At 58.4% G+C, this 25,596-nt stretch carries 22 protein-coding genes, 1 tRNA gene and 1 pseudogene; 11 read left to right on the top strand and 13 right to left on the bottom strand.

Features of this window, described 5'->3' with window-relative positions; translation table 11 throughout:
* Positions 1-184: 184 nt before the first annotated feature.
* Entirely contained in the window at positions 185-2,293 is a 2,109-nt protein-coding gene (locus LEPTO7104_RS0120405) for an amylo-alpha-1,6-glucosidase (protein ID WP_017300445.1), read from the top strand.
* Between the two features lie 217 nt (positions 2,294-2,510).
* Here LEPTO7104_RS0120405 and LEPTO7104_RS0120400 read toward each other — a convergent pair.
* Positions 2,511-2,584 (bottom strand) — tRNA-Arg (locus tag LEPTO7104_RS0120400).
* 54 nt (positions 2,585-2,638) lie between these two features.
* Positions 2,639-3,274 (bottom strand): tRNA (guanosine(46)-N7)-methyltransferase TrmB, encoded by a 636-nt coding sequence (trmB, locus tag LEPTO7104_RS0120395; protein WP_026072897.1) that lies wholly within the window; start codon positions 3,272-3,274, stop codon positions 2,639-2,641.
* A 113-nt stretch (positions 3,275-3,387) separates the two neighbouring features.
* On the opposite strand from trmB, the gene LEPTO7104_RS0120390 reads away from it, so the two are divergent.
* From LEPTO7104_RS0120390 to LEPTO7104_RS0120375, 3 genes are all read left to right on the top strand, one after another.
* Complete coding sequence (locus tag LEPTO7104_RS0120390; RefSeq protein WP_017300443.1) at positions 3,388-4,500, top strand: metallophosphoesterase family protein; 1,113 nt, start codon at positions 3,388-3,390, stop codon at positions 4,498-4,500.
* 118 nt (positions 4,501-4,618) lie between these two features.
* The gene (locus tag LEPTO7104_RS0120385) at positions 4,619-5,131 is read left to right on the top strand and encodes a DM13 domain-containing protein (RefSeq protein ID WP_196358135.1); all 513 of its coding nucleotides are present in this window, start codon (positions 4,619-4,621) and stop codon (positions 5,129-5,131) included.
* 608 nt (positions 5,132-5,739) lie between these two features.
* Complete coding sequence (locus LEPTO7104_RS0120375) at positions 5,740-6,384, top strand: hypothetical protein (protein WP_017300440.1); 645 nt, start codon at positions 5,740-5,742, stop codon at positions 6,382-6,384.
* Between the two features lie 221 nt (positions 6,385-6,605).
* Here the strand turns inward: LEPTO7104_RS0120375 and LEPTO7104_RS0120370 are convergent, their stop codons facing one another.
* From LEPTO7104_RS0120370 to LEPTO7104_RS38510, 3 genes are read right to left on the bottom strand one after another with little or no spacing between them, the layout of a single operon-like run.
* Complete coding sequence (locus tag LEPTO7104_RS0120370) at positions 6,606-6,845, bottom strand: type II toxin-antitoxin system HicB family antitoxin (protein ID WP_017300439.1); 240 nt, start codon at positions 6,843-6,845, stop codon at positions 6,606-6,608.
* Between the two features lie 19 nt (positions 6,846-6,864).
* The gene (locus LEPTO7104_RS0120365; RefSeq protein ID WP_017300438.1) at positions 6,865-7,098 is read right to left on the bottom strand and encodes a type II toxin-antitoxin system HicA family toxin; all 234 of its coding nucleotides are present in this window, start codon (positions 7,096-7,098) and stop codon (positions 6,865-6,867) included.
* Between the two features lie 17 nt (positions 7,099-7,115).
* On the bottom strand, positions 7,116-7,340 hold the full coding sequence (locus tag LEPTO7104_RS38510) for a DUF433 domain-containing protein (RefSeq protein WP_071527287.1): 225 nt from the start codon (positions 7,338-7,340) through the stop codon (positions 7,116-7,118).
* Between the two features lie 272 nt (positions 7,341-7,612).
* Between LEPTO7104_RS38510 and LEPTO7104_RS0120355 the strand changes: the two genes are divergently transcribed.
* The 3 genes from LEPTO7104_RS0120355 to ttcA all read left to right on the top strand — a co-directional run bounded on the left by LEPTO7104_RS0120355 (position 7,613) and on the right by ttcA (position 10,017).
* Positions 7,613-7,873, top strand: a complete 261-nt coding sequence (locus LEPTO7104_RS0120355) for a hypothetical protein (RefSeq protein WP_017300436.1) — start codon at positions 7,613-7,615, stop codon at positions 7,871-7,873.
* 616 nt (positions 7,874-8,489) lie between these two features.
* Positions 8,490-8,867 carry a hypothetical protein gene (locus tag LEPTO7104_RS0120350; RefSeq protein WP_017300435.1) on the top strand — a complete coding sequence of 126 codons (378 nt, stop codon included), beginning with the start codon at positions 8,490-8,492 and terminating at the stop codon, positions 8,865-8,867.
* Positions 8,868-9,096: 229 nt separating this feature from the next.
* Entirely contained in the window at positions 9,097-10,017 is a 921-nt protein-coding gene (gene ttcA, locus LEPTO7104_RS0120345) for a tRNA 2-thiocytidine(32) synthetase TtcA (protein ID WP_017300434.1), read from the top strand.
* Positions 10,018-10,020: 3 nt separating this feature from the next.
* On the opposite strand, the gene LEPTO7104_RS0120340 is transcribed toward ttcA, so the two are convergent.
* Entirely contained in the window at positions 10,021-10,485 is a 465-nt protein-coding gene (locus LEPTO7104_RS0120340) for a DUF29 domain-containing protein (RefSeq protein ID WP_017300433.1), read from the bottom strand.
* A 418-nt stretch (positions 10,486-10,903) separates the two neighbouring features.
* Between LEPTO7104_RS0120340 and LEPTO7104_RS39460 the strand changes: the two are divergent.
* Positions 10,904-11,975 (top strand): annotated as a pseudogene (locus LEPTO7104_RS39460) (IS630 family transposase).
* Positions 11,976-12,066: 91 nt separating this feature from the next.
* Here LEPTO7104_RS39460 and metH read toward each other — a convergent pair.
* The gene (gene metH / locus LEPTO7104_RS0120320; protein WP_017300431.1) at positions 12,067-15,798 is read right to left on the bottom strand and encodes a methionine synthase; all 3,732 of its coding nucleotides are present in this window, start codon (positions 15,796-15,798) and stop codon (positions 12,067-12,069) included.
* A 171-nt stretch (positions 15,799-15,969) separates the two neighbouring features.
* On the opposite strand from metH, the gene uraH reads away from it, so the two are divergent.
* Together uraH and LEPTO7104_RS0120310 are read left to right on the top strand one after the other, a co-directional pair.
* A complete protein-coding gene (gene uraH / locus LEPTO7104_RS0120315) occupies positions 15,970-16,329 on the top strand; it encodes a hydroxyisourate hydrolase (RefSeq protein ID WP_017300430.1) in 360 nt (119 codons plus the stop codon).
* A gap of 54 nt (positions 16,330-16,383) precedes the next feature.
* Positions 16,384-16,983 (top strand): Uma2 family endonuclease, encoded by a 600-nt coding sequence (locus tag LEPTO7104_RS0120310; protein WP_017300429.1) that lies wholly within the window; start codon positions 16,384-16,386, stop codon positions 16,981-16,983.
* A 39-nt stretch (positions 16,984-17,022) separates the two neighbouring features.
* Here LEPTO7104_RS0120310 and LEPTO7104_RS34700 read toward each other — a convergent pair whose 3' ends face one another.
* The 6 genes from LEPTO7104_RS34700 to LEPTO7104_RS42420 all read right to left on the bottom strand — a co-directional run bounded on the left by LEPTO7104_RS34700 (position 17,023) and on the right by LEPTO7104_RS42420 (position 24,278).
* Complete coding sequence (locus tag LEPTO7104_RS34700) at positions 17,023-18,057, bottom strand: diguanylate cyclase (protein ID WP_017300428.1); 1,035 nt, start codon at positions 18,055-18,057, stop codon at positions 17,023-17,025.
* On the bottom strand, positions 18,047-19,504 hold the full coding sequence (locus LEPTO7104_RS0120300) for an ATPase domain-containing protein (protein ID WP_017300427.1): 1,458 nt from the start codon (positions 19,502-19,504) through the stop codon (positions 18,047-18,049). Before LEPTO7104_RS0120300 ends, LEPTO7104_RS34700 begins: the two co-directional genes overlap by 11 nt.
* A 144-nt stretch (positions 19,505-19,648) precedes the next feature.
* Positions 19,649-21,016, bottom strand: coding sequence for a RuBisCO small subunit-like domain-containing protein (locus LEPTO7104_RS0120295; RefSeq protein WP_017300426.1), 1,368 nt, complete (start codon positions 21,014-21,016; stop codon positions 19,649-19,651).
* Positions 21,017-21,262: 246 nt separating this feature from the next.
* Positions 21,263-22,501 carry an S-layer homology domain-containing protein gene (locus LEPTO7104_RS0120290; protein ID WP_026072894.1) on the bottom strand — a complete coding sequence of 413 codons (1,239 nt, stop codon included), beginning with the start codon at positions 22,499-22,501 and terminating at the stop codon, positions 21,263-21,265.
* Between the two features lie 868 nt (positions 22,502-23,369).
* Positions 23,370-24,119: a dienelactone hydrolase family protein gene (locus LEPTO7104_RS0120285; protein WP_017300424.1), complete on the bottom strand. Its 750-nt coding sequence runs from the start codon at positions 24,117-24,119 to the stop codon at positions 23,370-23,372.
* 30 nt (positions 24,120-24,149) lie between these two features.
* Positions 24,150-24,278, bottom strand: a complete 129-nt coding sequence (locus tag LEPTO7104_RS42420; protein ID WP_017300423.1) for a hypothetical protein — start codon at positions 24,276-24,278, stop codon at positions 24,150-24,152.
* A 132-nt stretch (positions 24,279-24,410) separates the two neighbouring features.
* Between LEPTO7104_RS42420 and LEPTO7104_RS0120275 the strand changes: the two genes are divergently transcribed.
* A complete protein-coding gene (locus tag LEPTO7104_RS0120275) occupies positions 24,411-25,397 on the top strand; it encodes a GntR family transcriptional regulator (protein WP_026072893.1) in 987 nt (328 codons plus the stop codon).
* Positions 25,398-25,596: the final 199 nt, after the last annotated feature.

Here is a 25,596-nt window from a genome sequence, read left to right as displayed (position 1 = left end):
TGCGGGGGTGCGGGGGTGCGGGGGTGCGGGGGAGATTCTTTTTGGGGCGCGGTTTGAAGAAGTCTGTGTAAAGCTTTGAATTAAGGGGCGCGATCGCCATCCGTTAGCGGTTTGCTTCGCTGCATTTTGGCTATAGTATCGGGCGAGTGAAAATCGTCGCCGTCAAAAAATATATCTTGAATGTATGACTATCTCCTTTGGTCGTCATCTGTGCGGCAGCGCGGCGATTGCCACCCAGCAGGAATGGCTGGTCACCAACGGGCTGGGCAGCTATGGCTGCGGTACCGTGGCGGGGGTGCTCACCCGCCACTACCACGGACTGCTGGTGGCAGCGCTCAAACCGCCGGTCGAGCGCACGCTGCTGGTCGCTAAGGTCAACGAAACCGCCACCTACCTGGGCCAGCCCTACGACCTCTACTGCGATCGCTGGGCCGATGGCGCCCTCACTCCCCACGGCTACCTGCACCTGGAGTCGTTTCGGCTGGAGGGCACCATCCCGATCTGGGTCTATGCGATCGCCGACGCTCGCCTCGAAAAGCGGGTTTGGATGGAGCCGGGGGCCAACACCACCTACATTCGCTATACCCTCAACCGGGCCACCGCCCCCGTCGAGCTTCACCTACAGGTCTTGGTTAATCACCGCCCCCACGACCAAAGCACCCAGGGCAGCGGCTGGCAGATGGAGATCAAAGACTGCCCCCAGGGTCTCCAGATCTGGGCCAAAGAAGCGGTTCAACCCTTTTATCTGCTCAGCGAAACCGCCCCTGCCCAGCCCGCCCATACCTGGTACAGGGGCTACGCCCTGGCGGTAGAGGCCTACCGAGGCATTCACCCCTACGACGACCACCTGCACGCGGCCACCTTTACCCCCACCCTGGGCCAGGGCCAGTCCTTTACCCTGGTGGCGACTACCGAGGCCGAGGCCGATCGCTCGGGGCAAAGCGCCCTGCTACGCCGCCTGGCCTACGAACATCACCTGATTACCCAGGGGAAATCGGCTCAGCCCGAAGCTCACCCTCCCGCCTGGGTCAACCAGCTGGTGCTGGCCGCCGATCAGTTTGTGGTTAATCGGGCGATCGCCGATGCGGGGCATCTCGACGCTGACCTTGCCCCAGCCCCGGCTGATTCCCTAACCCCCCCACATACGGGAGACGCTGAGCGCGCGGCCTCCACCCCCCTCGCACCGAGGCCAGCGGTGGGCAAAAGCGTGATCGCGGGCTACCCCTGGTTTGGCGACTGGGGCCGCGACACCATGATTGCTCTGCCGGGGCTAACGCTAACCACCGGACGCCCGGCCCTGGCCCGGCTGATCTTGCAAACCTTTGCCCGCTACCTCGACCGGGGCATGCTGCCCAACGCCTTTCCCGAGGATGGACAGCCCCCCCACTACAACACCGTAGACGCCACGCTGTGGTACTTTGAGGCCCTGCGCGCCTACCACCGCGCCACCGCCGATACCGCGCTCATCGAAGACCTCTTTCCCCAGTTGCAGGAGATCATCGCCTGGCACCATAAGGGCACCCGCTACGGCATTCAGGTTGACCCCGCCGACGGCCTGCTCGCCGCCGGAGAGTCAGGGGTGCAGCTGACCTGGATGGATGCTAAAGCTGGCGACTGGGTCGTTACCCCCCGCATTGGTAAGCCGGTGGAGGTGAATGCGCTGTGGTACAACGCCCTGCTGGTGATGGCAGACTTTGCCCATCGATTGGGCAAATCCCCAGAGCCCTACCAGAGCCTAGCGGCCCAAACCCACCGGGGCTTTCAGCGCTTTTGGAATTCTGAATTGGGCTACTGCTACGATGTCCTCGACGGCCCCACTGGCCCCGACCCGGCCCTGCGGCCCAACCAGATCTTTGCCGTTGCCCTCCCCGATCTGGCCCTGGGAGAACCCTGCCTGAGCCTCGACCAGCAGCGAGCAGTTGTCGATGTGGTGGCGCAGCGACTGCTGACCTCCCACGGACTGCGATCGCTCGACCCCAGCCACCCCAGCTACCATGGCCACTACGGCGGCGACCTGATCCAGCGGGACGGCGCCTACCACCAGGGCACCGTCTGGAGCTGGCTGATCGGCCCTTTTGTGCAGGCCCACTGGCGCGTCTACCAAGACGCCGACCTGGCCCACAGCTTTTTAGAGCCGCTGATTCACCACCTGCACGGCGGCTGCCTGGGCACCCTCAGCGAAATTTTCGATGGCGATGTTCCCATGGAGCCTCGCGGTGCCTTTGCCCAGGCCTGGTCGGTGGCCGAGGTACTGCGAGTCAGTGCCCAACTGCGACCGCTGCGGAAAGAATGAGCTAATACCAAATCCGAATCCCATAATCCCGATTCCCAAAGGTAGAACCGTAGGGTGAATTCGCGGCTACACCCTCGCCTGGCAGCGCCCTGATGGCTTTGATTAGCCGCAATGCACCACTAGGGAATCGGGGGTAGCTTATCAGGGTTTGGTATAAGACCTATTCGCCAGCGCTGATCAGCACCTTTAAACGTACACAACAGATTTAGACATACAACAGGGCTGGCGCGATTCGAACGCGCGACCTACCGCTTAGGAGGCGGTTGCTCTATCCTACTGAGCTACAACCCCAGGGACGATCGTTAGATCTGGGGCTATTTTACACGCTGGCCTGAACCTCGCAGATCAAGCGCGGGTAAAGATGGCGCGGTAGACAGGTAAGCCCTGCTCCAGGGTGACGCGCTCGCGATCGGTTTGGGCGGGGAAGGGGCTGTGGGGCAGCCAGGTTTCTCCCTGGCGGAGAAAGTGGGGATTTTCGGTGAGGCGATCGCACATATCCACCGCCACCTCCTCCACATCCGACTGCACCACCACGCGCCCGTCGCCGGGCAGAAACTCCGCCAGGGTGCCCACCAACTCGGGCTGCAGCACTCGCCGCTTTTGGTGGCGCTTTTTAAACCAGGGGTCGGGAAATTGAATAGAGACCTGCTGCAGCGGGCTCTGAGCGCCCCAGCTCTCTAGCAGCGATCGCAGCGAGATATTGACATTGCAAAACATAAAATGGAGATTGGTAAGCCCCGCGTCTTGCTGGCGCTTTTGAGCCGACTCGGCCACGGGTTTGCGAATTTCTAGGCCCAAAAAGTTCCACTGGGGTTGGAGCTGAGCCATTTGCAGCAAAAACATACCCTTGCCGCAGCCGATGTCGATGTGCAGAGGCTGCTGGGGGTTGGCAAACACTTCGCCCCAGTCAGGCATCGCCACGGGAGCCTGGTATCGTTCGCTCAAGGGGTTGACGTGCTGACGTACCCGGACAACTGCCACAGCCTTGACCTCAATGGAACCACGGCTTTCTATCATGCCACTTTGACCGGGTCAATTGGGCGAGGAGAGGCTAGGCTGGTAAGGGCATGCACAAAATTCAGCGTTTGACTTCCATGGGACAGCGTTTTCGCTTCGCGATCATCAGCGACCCTCACATCGCTCAACCCGAGACCATCTATAACGGTCCCCATCGCTTTCACCTGGTGGAAGTGAGCGTTCCTGGCATTGAGCAAATTTTTGACCATCTCGAAACGCTGGATCTCGACTTTTTGCTGCTGCCCGGCGACCTGACCCAGCACGGCGAATGGGTCAACCACCGATGGCTGATCGATCGCCTCAAGCGGCTGCCGTTTCCGGCCTACGTGGTGCCGGGCAACCACGATGTGATTGCTCGCGACGCCAGCGATCGCGCCATTGGCCTGCACGACTTTCCGCGTCTGTACCAGGATTTTGGCTACAGCGACGGCCAAACCCTCCACTACCAGCACGAAATTCTTCCCGGCGTGCGGCTGGTGGCGCTCAACTCCAACGCCTTTGAGCCATCGGGCGAGCAGATTCGGGTGGGCTATGTGGATGAGGCTCAGCTGGAATGGCTAGAGTCTACCCTGGCGGCCTATCCAGATGATTTGATTTTGGTGATGCTGCACCACAACGTGCTGGAGCACCTGCCGGGGCAGTCGAACAGCCCGCTGGGCCAGCGCTACATGGTGAGCAATGCCTCGGAGATTATTCAGCGACTGGAGGCCGCGGGGGTGCGGCTGATGTTTACCGGCCACCTGCACATTCAGGATGTGGCCCGGCGGGGCGAGCTGTGCGAGGTGCTGACCGGGTCCCTGGTCAGCTATCCGCACCCCTACCGGATTGTGGAAATTGAGCATGGGGATGGCAATCTGCGCATGGAGGTGCGATCGCGCCGCCTCACCGCCGTTGCTCCCTGGGACGATCTGCAAGCGATGTCCCACAAGTGGATGAGCGATCGCGCCGAGTGGTTTATGACCAAGTTTTTGACCAGCCCGCCCGTGGGGCTGGCGGAGGCAGAGGCAGCGGCGATCGCCCCCACGCTCAAGGGCTTTTGGGCCAGCATCGCGGCGGGCGACCCTCAGATTGACTTTTCGCACCTGCCGCCCGAGGTGCAGCGGCGGCTAGAGCACTTCAACTCGGTAGATAGCGAGGGGAATCCGCAGGCGATCGACAACACCGCCACGCTGGTTTGGCCGGCTCCCTAAAATCCCAGAATGCTCAAATACGTTTTTTCTTCGGATTTTCTCAGGAAATTATCGATTCCAGCTCAGGTGGGGATTTTACTCTGTCAGCAGTTCTAAGCCTGAGGATGTCTGGATGATGATGGCGCGACTCTCCCTGACCGTTTTGATGGTGGTGGCGGCTCTGTTGACAGCGGCCTGCAACCCTTCCCAACCCACGGCTGCCGAAACCGATTCCGCCAACGTTGAAACCGCCTCGGCTACCGACGCCAGTTCAGAAACAACCGCTAGTTCTGCGGCTTCCAGCGCAGCTCGCCAGGGCGTGTTTGCCTCAGCTGAGCATGCAACAACGGGAAACGTTGAGCTCATCAGCCAGGATGGTCAGTCCACCCTAGTTTTCGACGAAAATTTTGCCACCTCCAACGGCCCTAATCTGGTGGTGGTGCTGCATCGCTCGGCTGACCCAATTGCCGAAACCACTCCCCCCGCCTACCCCCTCAATGAGGCAGATTACGTCGTCATTGCACCGTTGACCGCTACCAATGGCCGCCAGGAATACGCCGTGCCCGCAGAGATTGACCCCACGGCGTTTGAATCTGTGGCCGTATGGTGCCAGCAATTTAACGCCACGTTTGGGGCAGCCCCTCTGCAATAGCTCTCAGCCCAGTTGCCCAGCGGCTACAACAGAATCGCTAGGGTCGCGCGCGACCTCCCCACAACTGTTGCCCAGGCCACGAACAAGCCGACAGCCTGAGCATGTGTGTAATGGAAATACTCCTAGGAAAGCGGAAGCTGACCAGACAGGCGATTACACTCTGAATGGCTCTGCTCTTGCATTGAAGTGCAAATCCAGCATTCTTTCGACATTTTCAGTGGGGTGGGGCACGATGTAGTGCGAGGTGGCTTCTCCATTGCAGGGGCAGCTGTTCGCAGCGGTCAGCCTTGCTTCCATGGACCGCTTGACCTCGGCCAAAGGCCCTCAGATGACTACAAATTGGTGCCCGCTATCGGCTTGAAAAATCCTTAGCATAGAGACCCGACCGGCTTTGACCATGGCATCCCCCGCTGCCAGCGAAGCTGGGTCTTCACACCGCTGAACAGTATCTACAGCTGGGCTGCTGCGCGATCGCCCCATCCACCCCACCATGACCGCTAGAATTATCCCATCGCCTTTAAAGATCACTCCCTCAAAATTGGGCAATCTGAAAAAATAACCGAGTTACCCTTCAATCCCACAAGAGGCTCGGTCAAGGGAGCATCAAAATGCAGAAATCACCGATCGCATGTAGACCGCTTGCCGATTGGCTGGGGCAAAGCGTTCGCTTTCAGGGATATTTAAATTACTGGGAAACGGCTGACAAAACGGGCGATACGGCTTTTTTACTGCAACACATCAAGGTGGTGCCTTACAAAGGGTGTGAGGAGCAAATAAGAACGCTGGATCATATTTGGCTGTATTCAACCAAAGAGGCCCATGCCGACACCAAGCTTGAACGGCTCAACCCATACGGGGCGGTTGGGGAAGTGGTGAGCTATATCCGGAGCAATGGCACCAGAGATTTTGCGATTAACGTCAAGTCTTTTGCACCAGTGGAGTGGCATCTTGAGCTGCTTGAGTCGTATGGAGAGCCCAAGCTCAGTCACATGAAAGCCAGAACGATGGTGCTCGAAGAGACGTTGAAAGCATTAGAAACCGAAGAGCTATATTTTGATATTGACAGGTCCTATGAGGAGGTTTACCGGCATTTTCGGGATGATTATGAATTTTGTCGCCGCCAGGTTGAGATTAATGAACGGTATGAGGCGCAGAAACAGCACCGTTCTAGACCTAACCCCAATATTCTCAAATTTGCTTCGACGTCGTCAAAGGCAACCAAAGTAGCACGTAAAGGTTTTGCTGCTTCGTAATCTGTCTGGTGGCAGGATGGAAGAAGGTATGGCGATCGCAACAGGGAATACGACTTAGAAGCGGTGCGATCGGTGGAGTGCATCCCGAAGTTGCAAATTCATCATCCTGATAGCTGGCTGTTTGGTCATTCCCGTCTGCACAGGAATCTGTGCGGCATGGGCTTTGGGAAACACCGCAGCTATGACCGTTTTTGAGCCTGCATCATTACATGAATCGTATGTTAAGCTGAGCCACTGTAGCTCAAAGCTTTTACTTTCTCGATCGCATTATTTACATCAGGCAATTTTTTCTCGTGTTTTCGAGCAGTTTCAAGCCAGAGTTGCTTGACAATATCCAGTTCTTCTAATGCCTCAGTCAGCGTTTCGCCTTGAGCTAAGCACCCTTTTAACGCGGGAACTTCTGCCACGAATCCACCCTCGTCACAGGGGTAAATAATAATCGGATAATTTAGATGATCCATCTTTTAGATCCTTCTGAGTTTAACTGCTGGTTTGCTCTATTAGTTCAATCACTCGCTTGACGTAAACTGTTTTGACCTTGTTGTTGTGAACAGGAATAACAAAAGTGATGTCATCTTTCAAAAAGACGTGATGGCTGCCCGTGACTCGGTCAAGCACAAACCCTTCGTACTCTAATAGCTTGCGAATATCTGAAAACCTTGCATCAGCAGGATTATTCTTCAAGCGTTCACGTAGTTTATCTCGCTTGCTCATAATCTAAGAGTTTAGCCTTAGACCACCAGAACAGGATGGTTCAGTTTACGAGCCGCATAAACCAGGGAAGCTCTAATATCATCCATCTCCAGGTCGGGCAAGTCTTCCAAAACTTCCTCAGCGCTCAGGCCTGCTGCAAACAGATCCAGCACATCAGAAACGCGAATTCTCATGCCGCGAATGCAAGGGCGACCGCCACACTGTTTTGGGTTAACCGTAATTCGTTCTAGAAGGTCTGACATTTTGTACCTTTACCATCAGTAGTCAATCAAGGTTTACTTCTACCCAATACGGTCGAACTTCCCCACCACTTCGCCTATGACGCTCAGATGGGGAATGTATCTGGACGGGAGTCAGGGAAGCGCCAACTTCCCAACTCCCCTGAGACATCCCATCTTAGTCGTGGTCAGTGAGATGCCCTGGATGCATTCTAGGCTCTAGCGTCTTGTTTTACCTTCACTTGGGACCGCTAGATCGTTCCCCGTTTTCCTAAACCGAAAACGGAGACACCCGTATGATCTATACCAACCCCGGAGACCTCAGCGTCTCCACTCAGTTCAGGCTGCCCACCTACCGGCCAGACCGGCTCTGCCACATCCTGCTGGGCGAATATGCCGCCGTAGTCGAAGCCATCAACCGCAGGTCACTGCTTCGATATTGTGTTGGCGCAGCCTGCCCGGAGGGCAAACGCATCGCCTGGCTAGACCCCATCCCCACCGGGCGCAGCGGCGAATACATCAGCGTCATGACCCGCCGCATTACCCCCGTGGAGTAAACCTAAACCGGGATAGGCATGAGTTTGAGCCTCTGCCCATCCTCGTTGAGCCTGGCTGCAACGGTCTATGCAGCGCTGCGATCGCCCTTGTCGCTGCTCCCATGCTTATAACGACCGCGGCGATCGCTCTGGTCAGCCGTGCAAACATCGTGGCGGCGGCTGCACAGGCTCTTGTCATCGCTCAATAGCTGATTGACTCAATAGTTTAGAGTCTCGACATAGAGCAAACCTTAACATGCAGCCCCCCTTTGAGGATGCGCTTAAACCACAACGACATCAGCATTGACGCAGGTCAATAAAACTCGCCTCAATGTAGTTATGGTGCCCAGCGATACGTCACCTGTCTAGCGATCGCTAGCCCAGCAAAGCGCAAGTTGAACATAGGGCCTTGCCCCCCATGACACCCATTTATCTCCTAGGCCAAATTAGACCCATGCCAAAAGAAAACAGGTCGCCGTCTCCCCTGAAAGCGCTGTTTTTCTACGCTTAAATCTTGCATTCCTCGCTGTCAGCAGCACCGGCATTCAGGTTTCACCCCCAGGGGCTGCCCCCCTTCGAAACCTCGACTCAGCGGATGCAAACCCATTCACCCTATTTGCAATTAGGAGGATTGCCCATGGCAGTCATTAATACCACGCGTCGATTGACCGGCAAAATTATCAGCACCGACATCGAATCGGTAAACGGGCTCGACACCGTCGAGGGCTACATCCCCGTTCGCACTGAGGCCACCCCCGGTGCCCTCAAAGAGTACTACGAGCTCATGCTGGCCAAGCAAAAGCAAGAAACCGCTCTAGAAGTCAGCCACAAAGCAGCCTCTGACGAAGCCCGCCAGGCCGAATGGAACTTTCATAACGCCGTGCTGGCCATGAAAGAATCGATTCGAGGCCAGTTTGGCCCCGACAGCCACGCCGCCCAGGCTGTGGGCTACAAGAAAAAGTCGGAATACAAGCGCCGCAGCCGCACGGTAAAAGTCTCAATGGAAAGCGCTTAGGCCAACCCAACCGCCCCCGAAAGCTCGTAGGCACGGCCTGCGAGCTTTTTTGCGGCATCAGTAATTTCTGATTAACTGACAAAACTGGTAAGCCGAATTCACAAAAGCCCTCCCCCCTCGCTCCGTCGCTCCCCTGCCCCAAGGGGTGCCCTGACCAGAAGTAACACCCTACCCCGAACTGAGTAAGATGGTTCTGGTACATACCGCCGCCAGCCAGAAGGAAAGATCCATGGCCGCCCCCCAGCAGCCCACCTCCAACAGTTTCAAAAAGCTCCAGGGATTTTTGCGATCGCGCATGGGCCAGGCGATCGCCGACTACCGCATGATTGGCGAGGGCGATCGCGTCATGGTCTGCGTTTCGGGCGGCAAAGACTCCCACACGCTGCTGGATATTCTGCGCCACCTCCAGCGCCACGCCCCCATCCACTTCGACATTTTGGCGGTCAACCTCGATCAAAAGCAGCCAGGCTTTCCCGCCCACGTGCTGCCCGAATACTTTGAGGCGATCGGCGTCCCCTACCGCATTGTCGAGCAGGATACCTACAGCACTGTCAAGCGCGTGATACCTGAGGGCAAAACCATGTGCGGGCTGTGCTCGCGCCTGCGGCGGGGGGTGCTCTACCGGGTCGCCGCCGAGGAAGGGGCCACCAAAATCGCCCTCGGCCACCACCGCGACGACATGATCGAAACGCTGTTTCTCAATATGTTCCACGGCGGCAGGCTGAAGGCCATGCCCCCCAAACTGCTCACCGACGATCGCCGCCACATTGTCATTCGCCCCTTAGCCTATTGCCCCGAGGCCGACATTGCCCGCTACGCCCGCTACCGCGAGTTCCCCATCATTCCCTGCACCCTGTGCGGGTCGCAGGCCAACTTGCAGCGGGCGCAAATTAAAGCGATGCTGCAAACCTGGGAAAAACAGTGGCCCGGTCGCACCGAAACTCTGTTTCGCAGTTTGCAAAACGTGGCCCCCTCGCAGCTGGCCGATCCGACCCTGTTTGACTTTGAAGGGCTAGAGTCAGGCAGAATTTTCCCCGCAGGCGACGCAGCGCCGGATGCGATGGGCACCGAGCTAGAGGCTGAGTTTAATCCAGCGGCGGTGCTGTTTGCCGATGGATTGCCGCCGCTGACGGCAGGGCGCGATCGCTAGCAGCTACTGGGGCAGATACTCGCGATCGAGGGCCTGCTCTAGGCTAAAAGGGCTTTCTAAGGGGAGGTACTCCAGGCTCAGCCCCGTTTCTGTGGCGACCAAATCGCGCGCGTCCATGTAGCAGTCGGTAAAGATCTGCTCAAAATAGGGCTTGAGGCTTGGGCTTGTCTTCAGCGATTCTTGCAGGCGGCGACGGTGCTCTTTGAGCGTAAACCGCCAGTTGTTAGAACGCTGGCCCGGCTGGTAAGCATACTTGAGCAAATGCATGAGCACCACAATCAGGTTGCTGCTTAACGCTTGTTTTTCGCTGCGCCCCATGGTTGCCAACTCTTCTACTAAGTTTGTAATGTCTATGTCTGCCAGCTGGCCAGCCTTGAGCCTGCGGCATGTATCGTCTAGCCACAGGGCGTAGTCCTGCTCGTATAGGCTGGCTCGCGAACCAGCTTCGATCTTGGTTTCAGGCGGCATGCTAAAACGACTTTTAAAAACGGCTTCAATCTAATGCTGCCATTGTAAGAGAGCAGCAGAGACGATTCCAAGGTTGCGACCACTATTCTAAAGCGGCCGCAGGTTCAAGTTTTTTGGAGACTATAGCCTTCTTCACGGTAGCTAGGACACTGAGAGCCGTTGAGAACGTTAGAACGCTGGCTCTGAGAAATGTCCTAACCTCCCCGTCGGCTGCTATAGCTGACTCAGCTAGCCTCAACGGGGCAGGCCCCAGAATCGTAAACTCTAGTAAACATAGCTGTAGCCAGTCTGGTGAGGACAGTTTCCCTAAGAACATTTGAACGCTCAAACGTTTCTCAGGCTTCTGAATGTCTTATATCAAGTCCGGCTAATCAACCCTAGAATGGATGATGGAGTTGCAAAACAGGTATAACGCGAGATGGGGCGTCGACTGAAGCTAGAACCACATTTGACCATTGAGGAACTGGAACAGTGCTATAAATCGGCTAAGAGCGGGATTGAACGGGGACATTATCAGCTGATCTGGCTGTTGCAATTGGGCAAGAGTACCGCTGAGGTCTCTGAGGTTAGCGGCTATAGCCGAGCTTGGATTTATGAAGTGGTTAGAAGCTATAACCGCGAAGGCCCGGCGGCGCTGGGTGACCAACGACAGCATAATCCAGGCCATGGGCAGGTGATTCTCGATGATGAGCGGCAAGCCTTATTGTACCAAGCCTTGCAGGAGGAGCCGCCGGATGGCGGATTCTGGAATGGGCGCAAGGTGGCCGACTGGCTCAGTGAGCACCTAGGCCGTCCGGTTCACCGCCAACGGGGTTGGGAGATTCTCAAGCAGATGGAGTTTTCTCTCAAGGTGCCTCGTCCCGAGCATCAGCACGCCGCTACCGAAGAGGAGCAGCGGGTGTGGGAAAAAAAATCTGCAGGCTCAACTGGAGACGATCCAAACCGCTCATCCCGACGCCGACGTTCAACTATGGGCCATGGACGAACATCGCTTGGGACTCCATCCCATCCTGCGCCGGGTGTGGGTCGATAACTGGTTTGGGTCGCTCAGTGCTCCTGTCCACTGTCGCTATGACTGGTTTTGGCTCTATGGCTTTGTCCATCCTCGCAGCGGGCAAACCTATTGGTGGCTGTTGCCTCGGGTCAATGTCGATCTGTTTAATCGAGCCTTGGCTGATTTTGCCGAACACTTTGGCATTGGCCCCAACCACCGAGTCGTGCTGGTCATGGATCAAGCTGGGTGGCATACCTCAGAGCAGGTGGTCGTACCGGAAGGCCTACACCTTGCTTTTCTCCCGCCTTATTCCCCGCATATGCAACCGGCAGAGCGACTCTGGCCTATTCTCAACGAAGCCTTGGCTAATCGAGTGTTTGAGACCCTCGATGACCTCCTGGAAAAAGTGGAGCGACGCTGTGTACAACTCCTGAACCTGCCCGATTTTATCTCAGGCTTGACCCAGTTCCATTGGTGGAAGGTGTTTCAATGCTAAGTGTGGCTGATTAAGCGGACTTGATATTAACCCGGTTGACTAGTGCTACAAGCGCTTGAGCCTGGCTGCATAGGTGGGTGCCCAGAGAGGCCTAAGTGCTGAAGTACTTGGCGGCGGGGTGGTAAGCCACGATCGCCGTCGTCGACTGCTCGGGGTACAGCTGCTCGCTCTCGTCGATGGTCATGCCAATCTGCTCCGCCTTCAGCAGCTCTAGCTGCACCGGCTGGTCGGCCATGTTGGGGCAGGCCGGGTAGCCAAAGCTGTAGCGCGACCCCTGGTAGCGCTGCTGCAACACCTCCCGCAGGGTGGCGGGCTCTAGCTCGCCATAGCCCAGCTCGCGGCGAATGCGGGCGTGGCACCACTCGGCCAGAGCCTCCGCCGTCTGCACCGACAGGCCGTAGTAGTAGAGGTAGTCGGTGTACTGGTCGGCCTTAAACAGCGTTTGGGCAAACTCCGTCGCCACTTCGCCTACGGTCACCGCCTGCATGGGGAAGACGTCGAACTGGCCAGGCTGCGCAAGCTCCTTCGGCAAGAAGAAATCGGCAATGCAGAGACGGCGCAGGGATTTCTGCCGGGGAAAGGTGAAGGTGGCAATGGGGTTGGGGCGGTGAGGGGATGAGGGGGTGAGGGGATGAAGGGTAATGTCTTCCCTATTCCCCCATCTCCCCATCTCCTCATCAGTCACAACAGACGGATCATAAATGTGCAGACTGTTCCCTTCGGCCAGGCAGGGGAAATAGCCGTAGACGATCGCCGGATGCAGCAGGTTTTCAGCTAGAATCCGCGCTTTCCACTCATCAAGAATTGGGTGGACGGTTTCCTTAAGAAACGCATCGTACTCTTCGCGGGACTGCTCCTGGGGCTTGCGGAACTGCCACTGGCCCACGAACAGCGCCTGGAGATCGAGATAGCCAAACACTTCCTCCAGCTCAATGTCCGCCGGGGTGAGCACACGAGTACCCCAGAAGGGGGGCGTCGGGCGAGGGATGGTGGGGTCTACGGCTTCGGAGCGGGTAGTGTCTTCGGAAGGTGAGGGGGTGAGGGGATGAGGGGATGGGGAAGGAGCTTCAGGCGTGATCTCAACCGTGGGAGCCTCTTTCTCCTCATCTCCCCTACTCCTCATCTCCTCATCTAAAAAGCCGCTCAAATCATCCCAATTCTCCGCCGCCTTCGCGGGCATCAGCTTGTCCATAAAGTGCAGGTCAGAGAAGGCATCTTTGCCGTAGACGACCCTGCCCTTGTAGGTGTTCTGGCAGTCTTCGTAGACGAACTTGGGCGTCAGTGCCGCGCCGCCAAGAATCACGGGCACTGTAATGCCTTCTTCGTTGAAGGTGGCCAGGTTGTCTTTCATAAAGGCGGTGGATTTCACCAGCAGGCCGCTCATGGCGATGCAGTCGGCCTTGTGCTCACGGTACGCCTGGATGATGGCTTCCACAGGCTGTTTAATGCCCAGATTCACGACCTTGTAGCCGTTGTTCGACAGGATGATATCGACCAGGTTTTTGCCGATGTCGTGCACGTCGCCCTTGACCGTGGCGATGATGAAGGTGCCCTTGCCGGAGCCGTCGCTGTCGGATTTCTCCATGTAGGGTTCCAGATAGGCGACGGCGGCTTTCATGGTCTGGGCCGATTGCAGCACAAAGGGCAGCTGCATCTGCCCAGAACCAAACAGTTCGCCCACCACCTTCATGCCGTCGAGCAGAAAGGTGTTGATGATCTCTAGGGGCGGGTAGGTTTCCAGGGCCTTGGCCAGGGCGTCGTCCAAACCAATGCGCTCGCCGTCGATGATGTGCTGCTTGAGCTGCTCGTCGATGGGCAGATCCTTGGCGATCGCCTCTTTTTTCTTCAGGCTCTTGCCCTCAAACAGGGTGGTGAGCTTGGTCAGCGGGTCGTAGGAGACAATGCCGCCGTCGAATTCGCGGTTGTCGTAGATCAGGTCGCGGCAGATTTTTTGGTGATCGGGGTCGATCTTAGCCAGCGGCAAAATCTTGGCGGCGCTGACGATCGCCCCATCCAATCCGGCCTGCATCGCCTCGTGGAGAAACACCGAGTTGAGCGTCACCCGCGCCACCGGGCTGAGGCCAAAGGACACGTTCGATACCCCCAGCATGATGTGGCTGCCGGGCAGGTGCTCACGGATCAGCCGAATCGACTCGATGGTTTCGCGCCCGTTCACCCGGTCCTCTTCAATGCCGGTGGAGATGGGCAGGGCGAGGGTGTCGAAGAAAATCTCGTGGGCGGGAATGCCGTATTCCAGGGCATCGCGGTAGGCGCGCTGGGCGATCGCAAACTTTTTCTCGGCAGTGCGGGCCATGCCGTCTTCGTCGATGGTGCCAACGACGATGCCCGCCCCATACTTCTTGGCCAGCTCCAGCACTTTAAAGAAGCGCTCATCGCCGTCTTCGTAGTTGGTGGAGTTGAGAATGCACTTGCCCCCGGCCACCTTCAGTCCCGCCTCCATCTTCTGCCACTCGGTGGAGTCGAGCATCAGCGGCAGGGTGACGTTGGTGACCAGCCGCGACACCAACTCGTGCATATCGCGCTCGCCGTCGCGACCGACGTAGTCCACATTCACGTCGAGGACGTGGGCACCCTCTTTCACCTGCGATCGCGCCAGCGCCACCAGGCCATCCCAATCCTCCGCATTCAGCATTTCGCGGCATTTTTTGGAACCGCTAGCGTTGAGCCGTTCCCCCACAATCAAAAACGAGTTGTCCTGGTCATAGGGCTGGGGACTGTAGATGGACGCAGCGGAGGGGGTGTAGTTGAGGGCAGGGCGAGGGTTGGGCAAGGGGGTAAGGGGGCTGGAGGGCTGGGGGGCTAGCGTTTCCCCGCACCCCTGCTCCCCCGCACCCCTGCTCCCCCGCACCGCCCTTTCCTTCGGATGCAAGCCCTTCGCCAATTCCGCCAGTTGGGCAATATGCTCGGGCCGCGTGCCGCAGCAGCCGCCGATTACCTGCACCCCCAGATCCTCCACGAAGTGCATCAGCGACATGCGCAGCTCCATCGGGGTGAGGTGGTAGACGGCGTGGCCGCCGACGTTTTCGGGCAGACCGGCGTTGGGAATGCAGGAGATCGCAAAGGGCGACTGCTCGGCCAGGTGGCGGACGTGGTCTTTCATCAGGTCGGGGCCGGTGGCGCAGTTGAGGCCCAGAATATCGATCGGGTAGGGTTCGAGGATGGCCAGGGCGGCGGCCATTTCGGTGCCCACCAGCATGGTGCCCTGCTGCTCCATGGTGACGGAAACCATCAGGGGCAGACGCTTGCCGGTAGCGATGAATGCTTCTTCGATGCCATTCAGGGCAGCTTTGATCTGCAGCACGTCCTGGCAGGTTTCCACCAGCATTAAATCGACACCGCCGTCGATCAGGCCCCGCGCCTGCTCCACGTAGGCATCTTTCAGCGAGTCGAAGTCAATGTGGCCGAGGGTGGGTAGCTTGGTGCCCGGCCCCATGGACCCGGCGACGAAGCGGGGCTTTTCGGGAGTTGAATACTCGTCAGCGACGCGGCGGGCCAGGGCGGCGGCGGTTTTGTTGAGGTCGTAGGCTTTGTCCGCCAGGTCGTACTCGGCCAGCACGATCGCGGTGCCGCCAAAGGTGTCGGTTTCAATCACATCGGCCCCGGCTTCGAGAAAGCCCCGGTGCACGGTTTCAACCGCCTGGGGGTTGGTAAAGACCAGGTATTCGTTGCAGCCTTCGTACTCAGGCCCGCCAAAGTCTGCCGCCGTCAGGTTTTGCACCTGGAGGTTGGTGCCCATGGCGCCGTCAAAGACGATGACAGGGCGATCGGGGCTGTGGAGGCGGGCAAGAAAAGCGCTAGACATGGGGGTGAGGGCACGGTTGCAACACAGATCCTTTATTATCAACCATTGCCTCTAAAGTCGGTAGGTGCCGTTTTAGGCCAATTTTTGCGGATTGTGCGGCCGGTTGCCCAAGAAGCTGGCGACTTACTATATGCTTTGACTGTACATATTCTCAGCGACTTACCACTCCAAATGGGCCGACTTACTACCCATGTTCTTGATACAGCCCTGGGAAAGCCCGCTGCCTCGCTGCGGCTCACAGTCTGGGCCATTAATAATGAAGCCGACATCAAAACGGCGCTAAAGACCGTTGAAACCAACCAGGACGGTCGCACCGATGAGCCGCTGCTGGAGGGCGACGAGCTGCACAGGGGTACCTACGAAATCACCTTTGATGTGGCGGCCTATTTCGCCAAGTCTGGAGCATCGCTGTCGGAGCCGCCGTTTTTAGACCAGATTCCGATTCGCTTTACGGTGGCCGACCCCAGCGGCAATTTTCACGTGCCGCTGCTGGTGTCGCCGTGGTCTTACAGCACCTACCGGGGAAGTTAAACTGGAACAGGTAACTGGGTTTACAAGCCCCTAGCCTCAGGTGAAAAAGATGTAATGGCTCAGGCTAAAGTTACGTTTACGACCTTTGAAGACTATCTGGCCTATAGCGATGGCCAGACTACTGAGCAGCGCTATCAGTTTATTGATGGGGAGTTGGTTGAGTTGCCGCCGGAGTCTGAGCCAAACGATTTTGTGGCCGATAGCTTGCAGTTTTATCTCGCGATCGCCAACGTCGTTCCCCGCCGCCTGGTTAAAACCCACACCTGCGAAGTACAGGTACCTGTACTGCAACTGGGCGATCCGGCCAATCGCTTTCCCGATTTGGTCGTTCTACGAAATGAGCACCTAGCCCTAACCCAACGGCGGCTGACGATTACCCTAGATATGCCACCACCCAGACTCATTGCTGAGGTTGTCAGCCCCGGACGCACCAATCGAGACCGGGACTACAGAAGCAAGCGGGCTCAGTATGCGGCAATTTCGGTGCCAGAGTACTGGTTGGTTGACCCTGATCTTGAATCGGTCATCGTGCTGACGCTAGCGGATGAAGGGTACCGAGAGGTGGGTACCTTTAGCGGCAGTCAAAGCATTGGCTCCAGCGAGCTGGAAGGGCTGACCTTGAGCGTTGACCAACTGTTTGAGGTAGGGCCGTAGGGTTAGTCTCCTCTGCGGTGGCTGGCGCTCGGCCTCGGGCTAAGGGAATGGATGGTCGATCGCCGGGGCAACAACGGCGCGATCGCGGCCCTCGGCCTTGGCTCTGTAGAGTGCGGCGTCGGCAGCCCGCAGCAGGTCTTCGATTTGAAGGGCATCTGAAGGCACCACCACCGCTAAACCAATGCTGAAGCTAACGTAGGGGCCAGTGGGCGAGCTTTGATGGGGAATGGCGCGGGCTTGCAGGGTGCGGCGAATGCGGTTGAGAATGTGCATTGCGCCCTCGCTATTGGTATTGGGCAAAATCAGGGCAAATTCCTCGCCGCCGTAGCGGGCCGCCATGTCGGCCGGACGCCGAATAACGGTGTCGAGCACCCCCGCGATCGCCCGCAGGCACTGATCTCCCAGAACATGGCCGTAGGTGTCGTTATAGGCTTTGAAGTGGTCAACGTCGCAGAGTACCACCGCCAGCGGGGTCTGCTCTCGGCGGCCCAGCTTCCATTCGTAGGCCAGTTTGTCGTCAAAGGCGCGCCGATTGGCAATGCCGGTCAGGCCATCTTGGGCCACCATCGCCTGAAGAATCTGGTTGTCGGCTAAGACCTGCTGCTCTAGCAGCTGCTCCTGGGCCAGCAGCGCACTCAGTTTTAGCGCCTGCTGCCGCGCCCGCAGCAGCGACTCCACCCGCAGCAGCAGCTCCCCTTGGTCTACGGGCAGGGTAATTACATCGTCAACCTGCTGGCGCAGGGGAGACGTCAGCAGGGGCAGGTGAGCGCGCTTCAGCAGCAGCAAAAAGGGCAAAAAAACAGGGCCAGCCTCCTCCCGCTGGGCCTTGATTTGCTCCGCCCAGCGGCCCAAAAAAAGGTTGTCAAAAATGCAGAGGTCAAAGGCATTCCCCCAGTTCAGCGCCGCCGACGGGGCGTCTTGGAGGCTGTAAAACTGCCCCAAAAACCCCGCCAGCAGACGACGATTTTGCTGATGCTCCACGCCCAGCAAGATCCGGTATTGCCAGTGGCTGTCCGGGCAGCGATCATCTGGGCCAGAGGGCTCTGGCCGGCTGAGGGCATAGTCAAGGCTCATCGTTAGAGGACGTTATAAACTCAGGTACCCCACTTAAGATGCCCCGCAGCTGGGTCAACGGACGCCCCACCTTGATGCCGTAGCGAGAAATCTCAAACTCGCGCAGGGTTTTTTCAAAATCGCTGAGGCGCTTCTTCAAAACGCCGATCGCCCGCCGCATTTGACCCCGAATTTCGAGGTATCGCAAAAACACAATGTTGTCGGCCAGGTAGGAGACGCCCAACTCTGTGGCTTTGAAATCGCCGGTAATCGATTCGACTTCGTTGGTCAACAGGGTGGTGACGCCCTGGGCCTTGAGGTACTGACAGAGGCCGTGAATATTGCGAATCAGGTCGTCTTCTCGGAAGGACAGCTTGTAGCCCAGCACGCTGTCGATCATGATGATCTGGGTTTTGGCTTTTTCCACCTCCAGGCGCACCTGGTTGGCAAACTCGTCGGGAGAATAGAGCAGCGGATCGACTTTGATCACCGCCAGGGTGCCGCGATCGACCATGGCGCGCACCGGAATGTTGATGCCCTCGCAGCGGTTGAGCAGGGTATCGACCGCCTCCTCAAACAGGTAGACCACGGAGCGATCGCCCCGTCCCGCCGCCTCTTTGATAAATTGCAGACCCAGGGTGGTTTTGCCCACGCCGCTGGGACCAGAGATAATCGTGACCGTACCGCTCTCTAGGCCGCCGCTGAGCAGCTCGTCAATCTCGGGAATGCCAGCTGGTCGCTGGTGAACAGCGGCGGCGGGCGCCAGCTGCTCGCCAACGACCAGCTGCGGAAAGACGACCATGCCGCGATCGCCGATGCGCATGGCATGGCGGCCCTTGCGAAACGAGCTGCCCCGCAGTTTAGAGACCTGCACATGCCGCCCCTGCTCCTGCATTTGCAGGGTGATAATGCCATCGCTAATAAACTGCAAATCTTCGTCGGGGGCCTCCTGGCTGCCCTCCGAGGTAAACAGCACCGTCGCTCCGGCATCGATCAAAAATCGCAAAAAACCCACCGCCTGCTGGCGAAACTGGTAGGCATCGGTCGACAGATAGCGCAGCTGAGTCATCGAGTCGATGAACACGCGCCTGGGCCGAAGGGCATTGACCTGGGCCACGATACGTTCTGTCAGCGGGGCCTGCTCCACCTGGGCGGCGGAAAAAATGTCGAAACCCTGGTTTTGCACAAAAAATTCGGCGTCGGGGCTCAGATCTAAAATCTCCACCGCCTCGACCGGAAAGCCCGAAACGGCAGCGTTGCGCCGCAGCTGGTCGTGGGATTCGCCCAGGGTGATAAACAGCCTGGGGCCACCGTCGTCTAAATTATGAGTGAGAAAATGCCAGCCCAGGGTAGTTTTGCCGCAGCCTGGCCCGCCTCTGACCAGATAGGCCTGCCCCGACGGTAGCCCGCCATCCAAGACTTCATCGAGCCCCTCAATGCCTGATGAAAGAAGATCGGGTTGTGTCATCGGGGTCAGATTTTTTCAACGGCTGAGCAGGGGGGCAGAGGCGGCCCAATCCGGTTCAGCGTTGTGCAGGGCGACATCTGGATCTCTATGGTCGCACCAAATGGTCCCAGCGGAGGATTTAAACCAAGGTCATAACGAGATCGCCTAAGGGCTGGGCCGCTGAATGATTTGCTCCATCACCCGCTGCTTGGTTTTGGGGTCAATGCCGATCAGCCGCACGTAGTCCTGAGCGTAGTCGCCCAGGTAGCGCTCCACCTCGGCGCTGGCCGCAGCGGCATCCTGCGCGGAGATGGCCGGGCCGCTCTGCCAGGCGTTGGTTTGAAACCGCCGCTTATTCACATGCTCAATGCCCAGGCGATAGCCCTGGGAGAGGATGGCGTTGATTTGCTGGCGCACGTCGGAGGGGAGGGTGGAGGAGTGGGAGGGTGGATGGGTGGGAGAGTAAATGGGGGGCGTGGGCGAGTAGGTAGATTGAGCCGCAGCGGGCATGGGGCACTGGGGGGAGTCGCCGCTGCCGTTGCCAGACGCCAAGGCGGCATCGCCCCCGTTGGCGACCCCAGCAGCGGCGGGGGGTTCGCTGGGGTTGTAGGCGCGGTAAAAGCTGCCAGAATCAGGGGCTGAGGATGCCCCACCCGATAGAACGCGGTTGTACTCGTTGGCGAGGCGCATGTCGTCGACCCGACGCTGCTCGCGCACCAGGCGATCGCCCACCTCGATCAAGTGCGAGATGCTAAAGTCAGGCCGACGAAAGGTGGGCGGCGTGGTGGTGTTGACCACGCTGCGGGAGACATTCTCTAGGCCTACGTCGTAGATAAAGTCGCGGATTTGCTCGTTGTAGATCTGGGCGCGCACGGCCCCAAAAAAGTCGATCGCCTGGGTGGGGAAGGTATCCACCAGCAGGGTGATATCCTGCGGCGAAAGGCCGTCGGGCTCAAAGATGCCGCCGACAATGCCGATGCGATCGTCGCGATCGGGCTGCCAGTAAAACTTCTCCATGCGCCCGTCGCGAATCAGCGGCGCGTAGAGGGTCGAGAGGTCGTTGCCGGTCATAATAATCGGCACCCGCTGGATCTCGTTTTCGTCGTAGCTGCCGGGCAGTTGAACATTGGTGGGGTTGTCGGCAATGTTCATCAGCGTGTTGTTCACCAGCTGGGTGTTGACGGTGTACTGCGTCAGCGCGTCGAAGCGGCCCGCCCCGGCGTCGATGTCGTTGATCATCAGCACGGCCATTTTGCCCCGCACCCGCACCAGCTCGGCGGCCTCGCGGTAGCGCAGCCGAATCAGCCGGGCCGGGTCGCCCGCGTCGGGGCTTTCTAGCTCGCCGCCGGAGATATGCACCACCTCAATGCCCATGCGTTCGTACACCAGCTCGCACTGAAAGGTTTTGCCCTCCCCCTTGCGGCCGTGCACCCCCAGCAGCAGCGGAATTTTAACCTGGGGCAGCTTCAGGTAGTTTTTGGTGATGTGCACCGCCAGCTTTTCGAGAAAGCGGGGAGAGAGATAGTAGGTCATGGAAGTTAGACGCGGTGGGGTAGCAGGAGTAGAGGTCTGACAGGGGCAAGGAGCGATCGCTCTGCACCTTGCAGAAAATTTAGTAGTATCCGCGTTTACATTATCCCGTAGCGTGACGCAGCGAGTGGTTCAAAAGGCTGAAGGTGGCCATAAGCGATCGCTATCGTTAACCCCCCAGATCCGCATAGGAATCTGAGGGGTTGGCTGGCCATAGTGCCGTCCCAGAGTTGAGGGACCGGGCCGGGCCTATTGCAGGGCCGACAGCAGCAGGGGCTGGTTAACTGTCAGGGTGAGATCCTGGCTGGGGTTGATGGCAATCACCTCGACCCGATCGCGGCCAAAGAGTCTGGCCAGGGTGGCCCCAGTGGCGGTTCCGGCCAAGACCTCCAGGGTGCCAACGCTCTGATCGCCAGTGGTGCGGGCGATCGCCGCCGCCGCCCCAGAGCCCAACACCGCTCCAGCCAGGGTCTCGCCAAAGGTGGCCCCCCGACGAATGGTTTCCGTCGTCGTCACGGTTTGGGACGTGGCGTTAATCGCCAGTCGTTGCCCCCCGGTCAGCACCAGTTCCTGGGCTACAAACTGCGAGCCGCTGCCGCTGGGGCGCAGTTCGCCCACCACCTGACTGCCCGCCGGTACCAAGACGCGCCCGGTGCTGTCGGTGATGGACTGGGCAACCGTCAGGGTCAAAGCAGAGGTCTCATCGGGAAGCACGACAATTTTGTCGCCCTCTGCATAGCTCATGGCCAGCGTTGTGCCCGCCGGTAGACTGGCCTGAGCCACCCCCTGCTGCCCGACAATGTAGGGCGAGCTGACGGCGGCCACCTGATTTTGGCTGGCCAGGGCCTGGTAGATGAAAGCCGCCACATCGGCCCGAGTCGCCGTTTGGTTGAGCCGCAAAACCTGCACATCGGGGTAGTTCACCACCAGCTGCCGTTCCGTGGCCGCCGCCAGGCTGGCCACCGCATAGTCAGGAATCGAGCCGGCATCTCGATAGACGCTAATGCTGCTCTGGCTGGTGGCGGTGTAGTTCAAGCCATTGGCCAGGGAGACCAGCACCTGAGCCCGAGGAATATTCTGGTCGGGCTGGAAGATGTTGCCGGGATAGCCCGACAAAAAGCCCATCATATCCGCCTCGCGAATGGCGGCGGCGGCCCAGTAGCTGGCCGGTACATCGACAAAGGAGGTCGCAGTGCGCACCGAAGACTGATTAAAGGCCTGGCGAACCATGGCGGCGTACTGGGCGCGGGTCACCGGCTCATCGGGCCGAAAGGTGCCGTCTGGAAAACCGGCGATGATGCCCCTGCTCGCCAAACTCGTAATAAATTGATTCGCCCAATAGCCAGAGGGGACATCGGCAAACTGGGTTTGAGCCTGAGTTTGGGCCATGACTGGAGCAGCCGAAATAACTGGCGAGAAGGCCCCGACGGTCAATCCTAGTGCTAGCAGTAGAGCTGTCCCAGATTTTGAGCGGAGAGAATGAGGCATGGTTTAAAAACTCCAAAGACAAACAACGAACGGACATGCATTCAGTAGATTTAGCTCAACAGATCCAATTCAATCTGCTTTTACAGACCTCTTCTCTGGCGAGATGAGTATTTGATTAAAGGACCAAATTGGATTGCGGTAGATCGCTAGTTTTTAGCCATTTAAGGATCGGCGAGCAACTTTCAAAAGGCTGCTTAGGCGTATAAAGGGGGCGGTCGCATAGCTTGAGAGCCTTTTTTAGAGGCGAAAGATAGCTTTGCCCCGCTGTTCTCAATCTAAGGTCAACGATGCAAAAATTCCTGCCCAACCTTCCGCTATCTCAACTGTCACAGCAGAATTTTTGCCCTATCATTCGTCTAGCTGTTTTCGACGTGATGAAACCAGATTCAAAGAAATTGATCAAAAATAGATTGTTTCAGATACCAAAAAGTTCCCGCAATCTTAAGGCGTTAATTTAGTCTTTCATTCTCGCCCAAAGGCAGTTAAAAAATAGATCCATATTAGATTGATATGAGCGCTAAAAGTTCCCGCCAATAAAGTTGCGGTGACGCATTTAAACGTTTGATCGGGCATGAAGGCAGGCATAAATCAACCAATCAATGCCGCTCCCAGGGGCCAAATGCCCCTTTGCCCCCACCCAAATTCATGCCTCAACTCAGCAACGCCTACCACTCCTGACTGGCTGACAAAAGTTCTGATGTAGGTTGGTGTTGAGCGAAGTGGAACCCAGCACCAGTAAGGGTTTTATTGGGTTTCGCCAGCTCAACCCAACCGACGGTTCAAGCGCATTTGCTGCACCTTTAGCCGCCTCAATGCTCCCTTGCCCCCCCGCAGAAAGCCGTTGGGCTACCCTGTGACCCGGCCAGATCTACCGCGCCGTGGGCAGCGTAGTCTTAAACAGTTGCAGCACCTGCTCCCAGGCGTCGCGGGCGGCTTCGGGGTTGTAGATCGGGCGCTGGTCGCAGAAAAAGCCGTGGTCGGCACCGGGGTAGCGAACAATTTTGTGGGGTATGCCGTGCTCTTGCAGCGCTGCTTCGATCTGGTCCACCTCCTGGGCCGAAATCAGCGCGTCGTTTTCGCCAAAGAAGCCGTAGAGAGTGCCTTTGATATCGGCGGTGCGGCTGAGGGTGGGTTCGCCGCCGCCGGGGGTCATGGTGGCGATGCCTGCGCCGTAAAAGGAGGCGGTGGCCTTTACCTCGGGCAGGGTGGCGGCCAGGTAGGCGACATGGCCGCCGAAGCAAAAACCGATGCAGCCAACGCCCTCAGGTATCACGTTTGCTTTGCCGTAGAGGTAGGCGATCGCCCCCTGCACATCGGCCAGCAGTTCTTCGGCCCTGGTGCCCTGCTTGTAGCGGCGGCCCAGCTCCAGATCGGCCTGGGTGTAGCCCGCCTCAAAGCCGGGGGCCTGGCGGTGGTAGATGTGGGGCGCGATCGCCACGTAGCCCGCCCCCGCAAGGCGCTCTGCGACCTCGCGAATGTGGCTGTTGACGCCAAACACTTCCTGAATGACCACCACGGCGCCAAACCGACCGGGGCGGGAGGGTTCGGCCAGGTAGGCCAGTATTTCGGTGTCGCCGCTGGGGATGGCAATGGTTTCGGTGCGTACTAGAGATGTCATGGCCGGGCTGCTTTAGTCGTCAGGTTCACTTTAGCGAAAGGGTTGAGAGTCGGGGGGCCAGCGCTGGGCTGGGGCGATCGCCCGGCCCTCACCCCCAACCCAGATGGGGAGATCTACAATTGTCACAATATTCATTGTCAGCAAATTGTCAAAAATCATTGCGTTAGCCGCAGCGGTGGGTCAGAACTCGGCGACTTTTCCAATATTCGTCCTAAATTAGCAGTATGGCCGGTGTATCTAGTCTGAGATTGTTGAAATTGGGCTGTCTAGCGGCAGCCGGGAGGTAGTTTGGTGGTGCAGTTTCACATTCAGCCTGACAGCGAGATTCCGGCGTCGACCCAGCTCTACGACCAGATCTGGTTTGCGATCGCATCGCGGCAGTATCCCCCCGGCTACCGGCTGCCCAGCACCCGGCAGCTAGCCATGCAGACGGGGCTGCACCGCAACACCATCAGCAAGGTCTACCGCCAGCTCGAAGACGCCGGGGTGGTTGAGGCCATGCCCGGCTCGGGTATTTACGTCCGCGAGCAGAACAGCACCGAAAGTGCCCGGCCCCAAACAGTGCTCTGGGCCGAGTTTCCCCAGGCCCGCGATGTGGTCGAGTCGGGCCTAGACGAGCTGCTGCGCCAGGGCTGCTCGCTCAACCAGGCCAGGGAGCTATTTCTGGCCGAGATTGACTGGCGGCTGCGCTGTAGCGCCCGAGTGCTGGTCACCGCCCCCAAGCAAGACATCGGCGCGGGCGAGCTGATGGTGCGCGAGCTGGAGAGCGCCCTGCACATTCCGGTGCAGCTGGTGCCCCTGGAAGAACTCGACACCATTCTGGCCCAAACCCGCTCCGGCACAGTGGTCACCAGCCGCTACTTTATCAGCGAAGCGGAGGCGATCGCGGCACCCAAGTCGGTGCGCGTCATCCCCGTCGATATTTACGACTACAAAAAAGAGCTGGGCCTGCTGAAGGATCTGCCCAAGGGCACCTGCCTGGGCATGGTCAGCGTCAGCTCCGGCATTTTGCGGGCGGCGGAGGTGATTAGCTACAGCCTGCGGGGCGACGAAATTCTGCTGATGACCGCCCAAACCGACGACCCCTATAAGCTCAACGCCGTCATCCGCAGCGCCCAAACCATCGTGGTCTTTGACGAGGCCAGCCTGCCGACGGTAAAAGAGGTGATTGCCGAAGCCCGCGAAGACCTGATTCGTCCCCCCCGCCTGGTGGTGTGCGACAACTACATCGGCGAAAAGTCGATTCTGCTGCTCAAGCGCGAGCTGGGGCTAGACTGACAGGTCGGTGCCGCCCAGCCGGAGAAATTGCCCTGGGCTTGGCTCCCCCGCTGCCTCGGCCGCCGCTCCCTTCATCCGGTGCGTCTGTCAACTGACCCTTTAGGCGATGCCAGCCCGAGAGAAGATCCGCAGCATGGGAAGGCAGCGCCCCAGAGCTAATCTGCCTCAGCTAGCCGATCAGAGGAGAGCGGCTAGGGAC

This window comes from Nodosilinea nodulosa PCC 7104, assembly GCF_000309385.1.
Classification (GTDB): Bacteria; Cyanobacteriota; Cyanobacteriia; order Phormidesmidales; family Phormidesmidaceae; genus Nodosilinea; species Nodosilinea nodulosa.
The sequence above is the reverse complement of the archived record's forward strand: the minus strand, read 5'-3'. Positions and strand labels throughout refer to the sequence as shown.

Coding starts and splice junctions, on each gene's coding strand:
- LEPTO7104_RS0120405 (WP_017300445.1), top strand. CDS start 185: ATGACTATCTCCTTTGGTCGTCATCTGTGCGGCAGCGCGGCGATTGCC.
- LEPTO7104_RS0120390 (WP_017300443.1), top strand. CDS start 3,388: ATGGGACAGCGTTTTCGCTTCGCGATCATCAGCGACCCTCACATCGCT.
- LEPTO7104_RS0120385 (WP_196358135.1), top strand. CDS start 4,619: ATGGCGCGACTCTCCCTGACCGTTTTGATGGTGGTGGCGGCTCTGTTG.
- LEPTO7104_RS0120375 (WP_017300440.1), top strand. CDS start 5,740: ATGCAGAAATCACCGATCGCATGTAGACCGCTTGCCGATTGGCTGGGG.
- LEPTO7104_RS0120370 (WP_017300439.1), bottom strand. CDS start 6,845: ATGGATCATCTAAATTATCCGATTATTATTTACCCCTGTGACGAGGGT.
- LEPTO7104_RS0120365 (WP_017300438.1), bottom strand. CDS start 7,098: ATGAGCAAGCGAGATAAACTACGTGAACGCTTGAAGAATAATCCTGCT.
- LEPTO7104_RS38510 (WP_071527287.1), bottom strand. CDS start 7,340: ATGTCAGACCTTCTAGAACGAATTACGGTTAACCCAAAACAGTGTGGC.
- LEPTO7104_RS0120355 (WP_017300436.1), top strand. CDS start 7,613: ATGATCTATACCAACCCCGGAGACCTCAGCGTCTCCACTCAGTTCAGG.
- LEPTO7104_RS0120350 (WP_017300435.1), top strand. CDS start 8,490: ATGGCAGTCATTAATACCACGCGTCGATTGACCGGCAAAATTATCAGC.
- ttcA (WP_017300434.1), top strand. CDS start 9,097: ATGGCCGCCCCCCAGCAGCCCACCTCCAACAGTTTCAAAAAGCTCCAG.
- LEPTO7104_RS0120340 (WP_017300433.1), bottom strand. CDS start 10,485: ATGCCGCCTGAAACCAAGATCGAAGCTGGTTCGCGAGCCAGCCTATAC.
- metH (WP_017300431.1), bottom strand. CDS start 15,798: ATGTCTAGCGCTTTTCTTGCCCGCCTCCACAGCCCCGATCGCCCTGTC.
- uraH (WP_017300430.1), top strand. CDS start 15,970: ATGGGCCGACTTACTACCCATGTTCTTGATACAGCCCTGGGAAAGCCC.
- LEPTO7104_RS0120310 (WP_017300429.1), top strand. CDS start 16,384: ATGGCTCAGGCTAAAGTTACGTTTACGACCTTTGAAGACTATCTGGCC.
- LEPTO7104_RS34700 (WP_017300428.1), bottom strand. CDS start 18,057: ATGAGCCTTGACTATGCCCTCAGCCGGCCAGAGCCCTCTGGCCCAGAT.
- LEPTO7104_RS0120300 (WP_017300427.1), bottom strand. CDS start 19,504: ATGACACAACCCGATCTTCTTTCATCAGGCATTGAGGGGCTCGATGAA.
- LEPTO7104_RS0120295 (WP_017300426.1), bottom strand. CDS start 21,016: ATGACCTACTATCTCTCTCCCCGCTTTCTCGAAAAGCTGGCGGTGCAC.
- LEPTO7104_RS0120290 (WP_026072894.1), bottom strand. CDS start 22,501: ATGCCTCATTCTCTCCGCTCAAAATCTGGGACAGCTCTACTGCTAGCA.
- LEPTO7104_RS0120285 (WP_017300424.1), bottom strand. CDS start 24,119: ATGACATCTCTAGTACGCACCGAAACCATTGCCATCCCCAGCGGCGAC.
- LEPTO7104_RS42420 (WP_017300423.1), bottom strand. CDS start 24,278: ATGATTTTTGACAATTTGCTGACAATGAATATTGTGACAATTGTAGAT.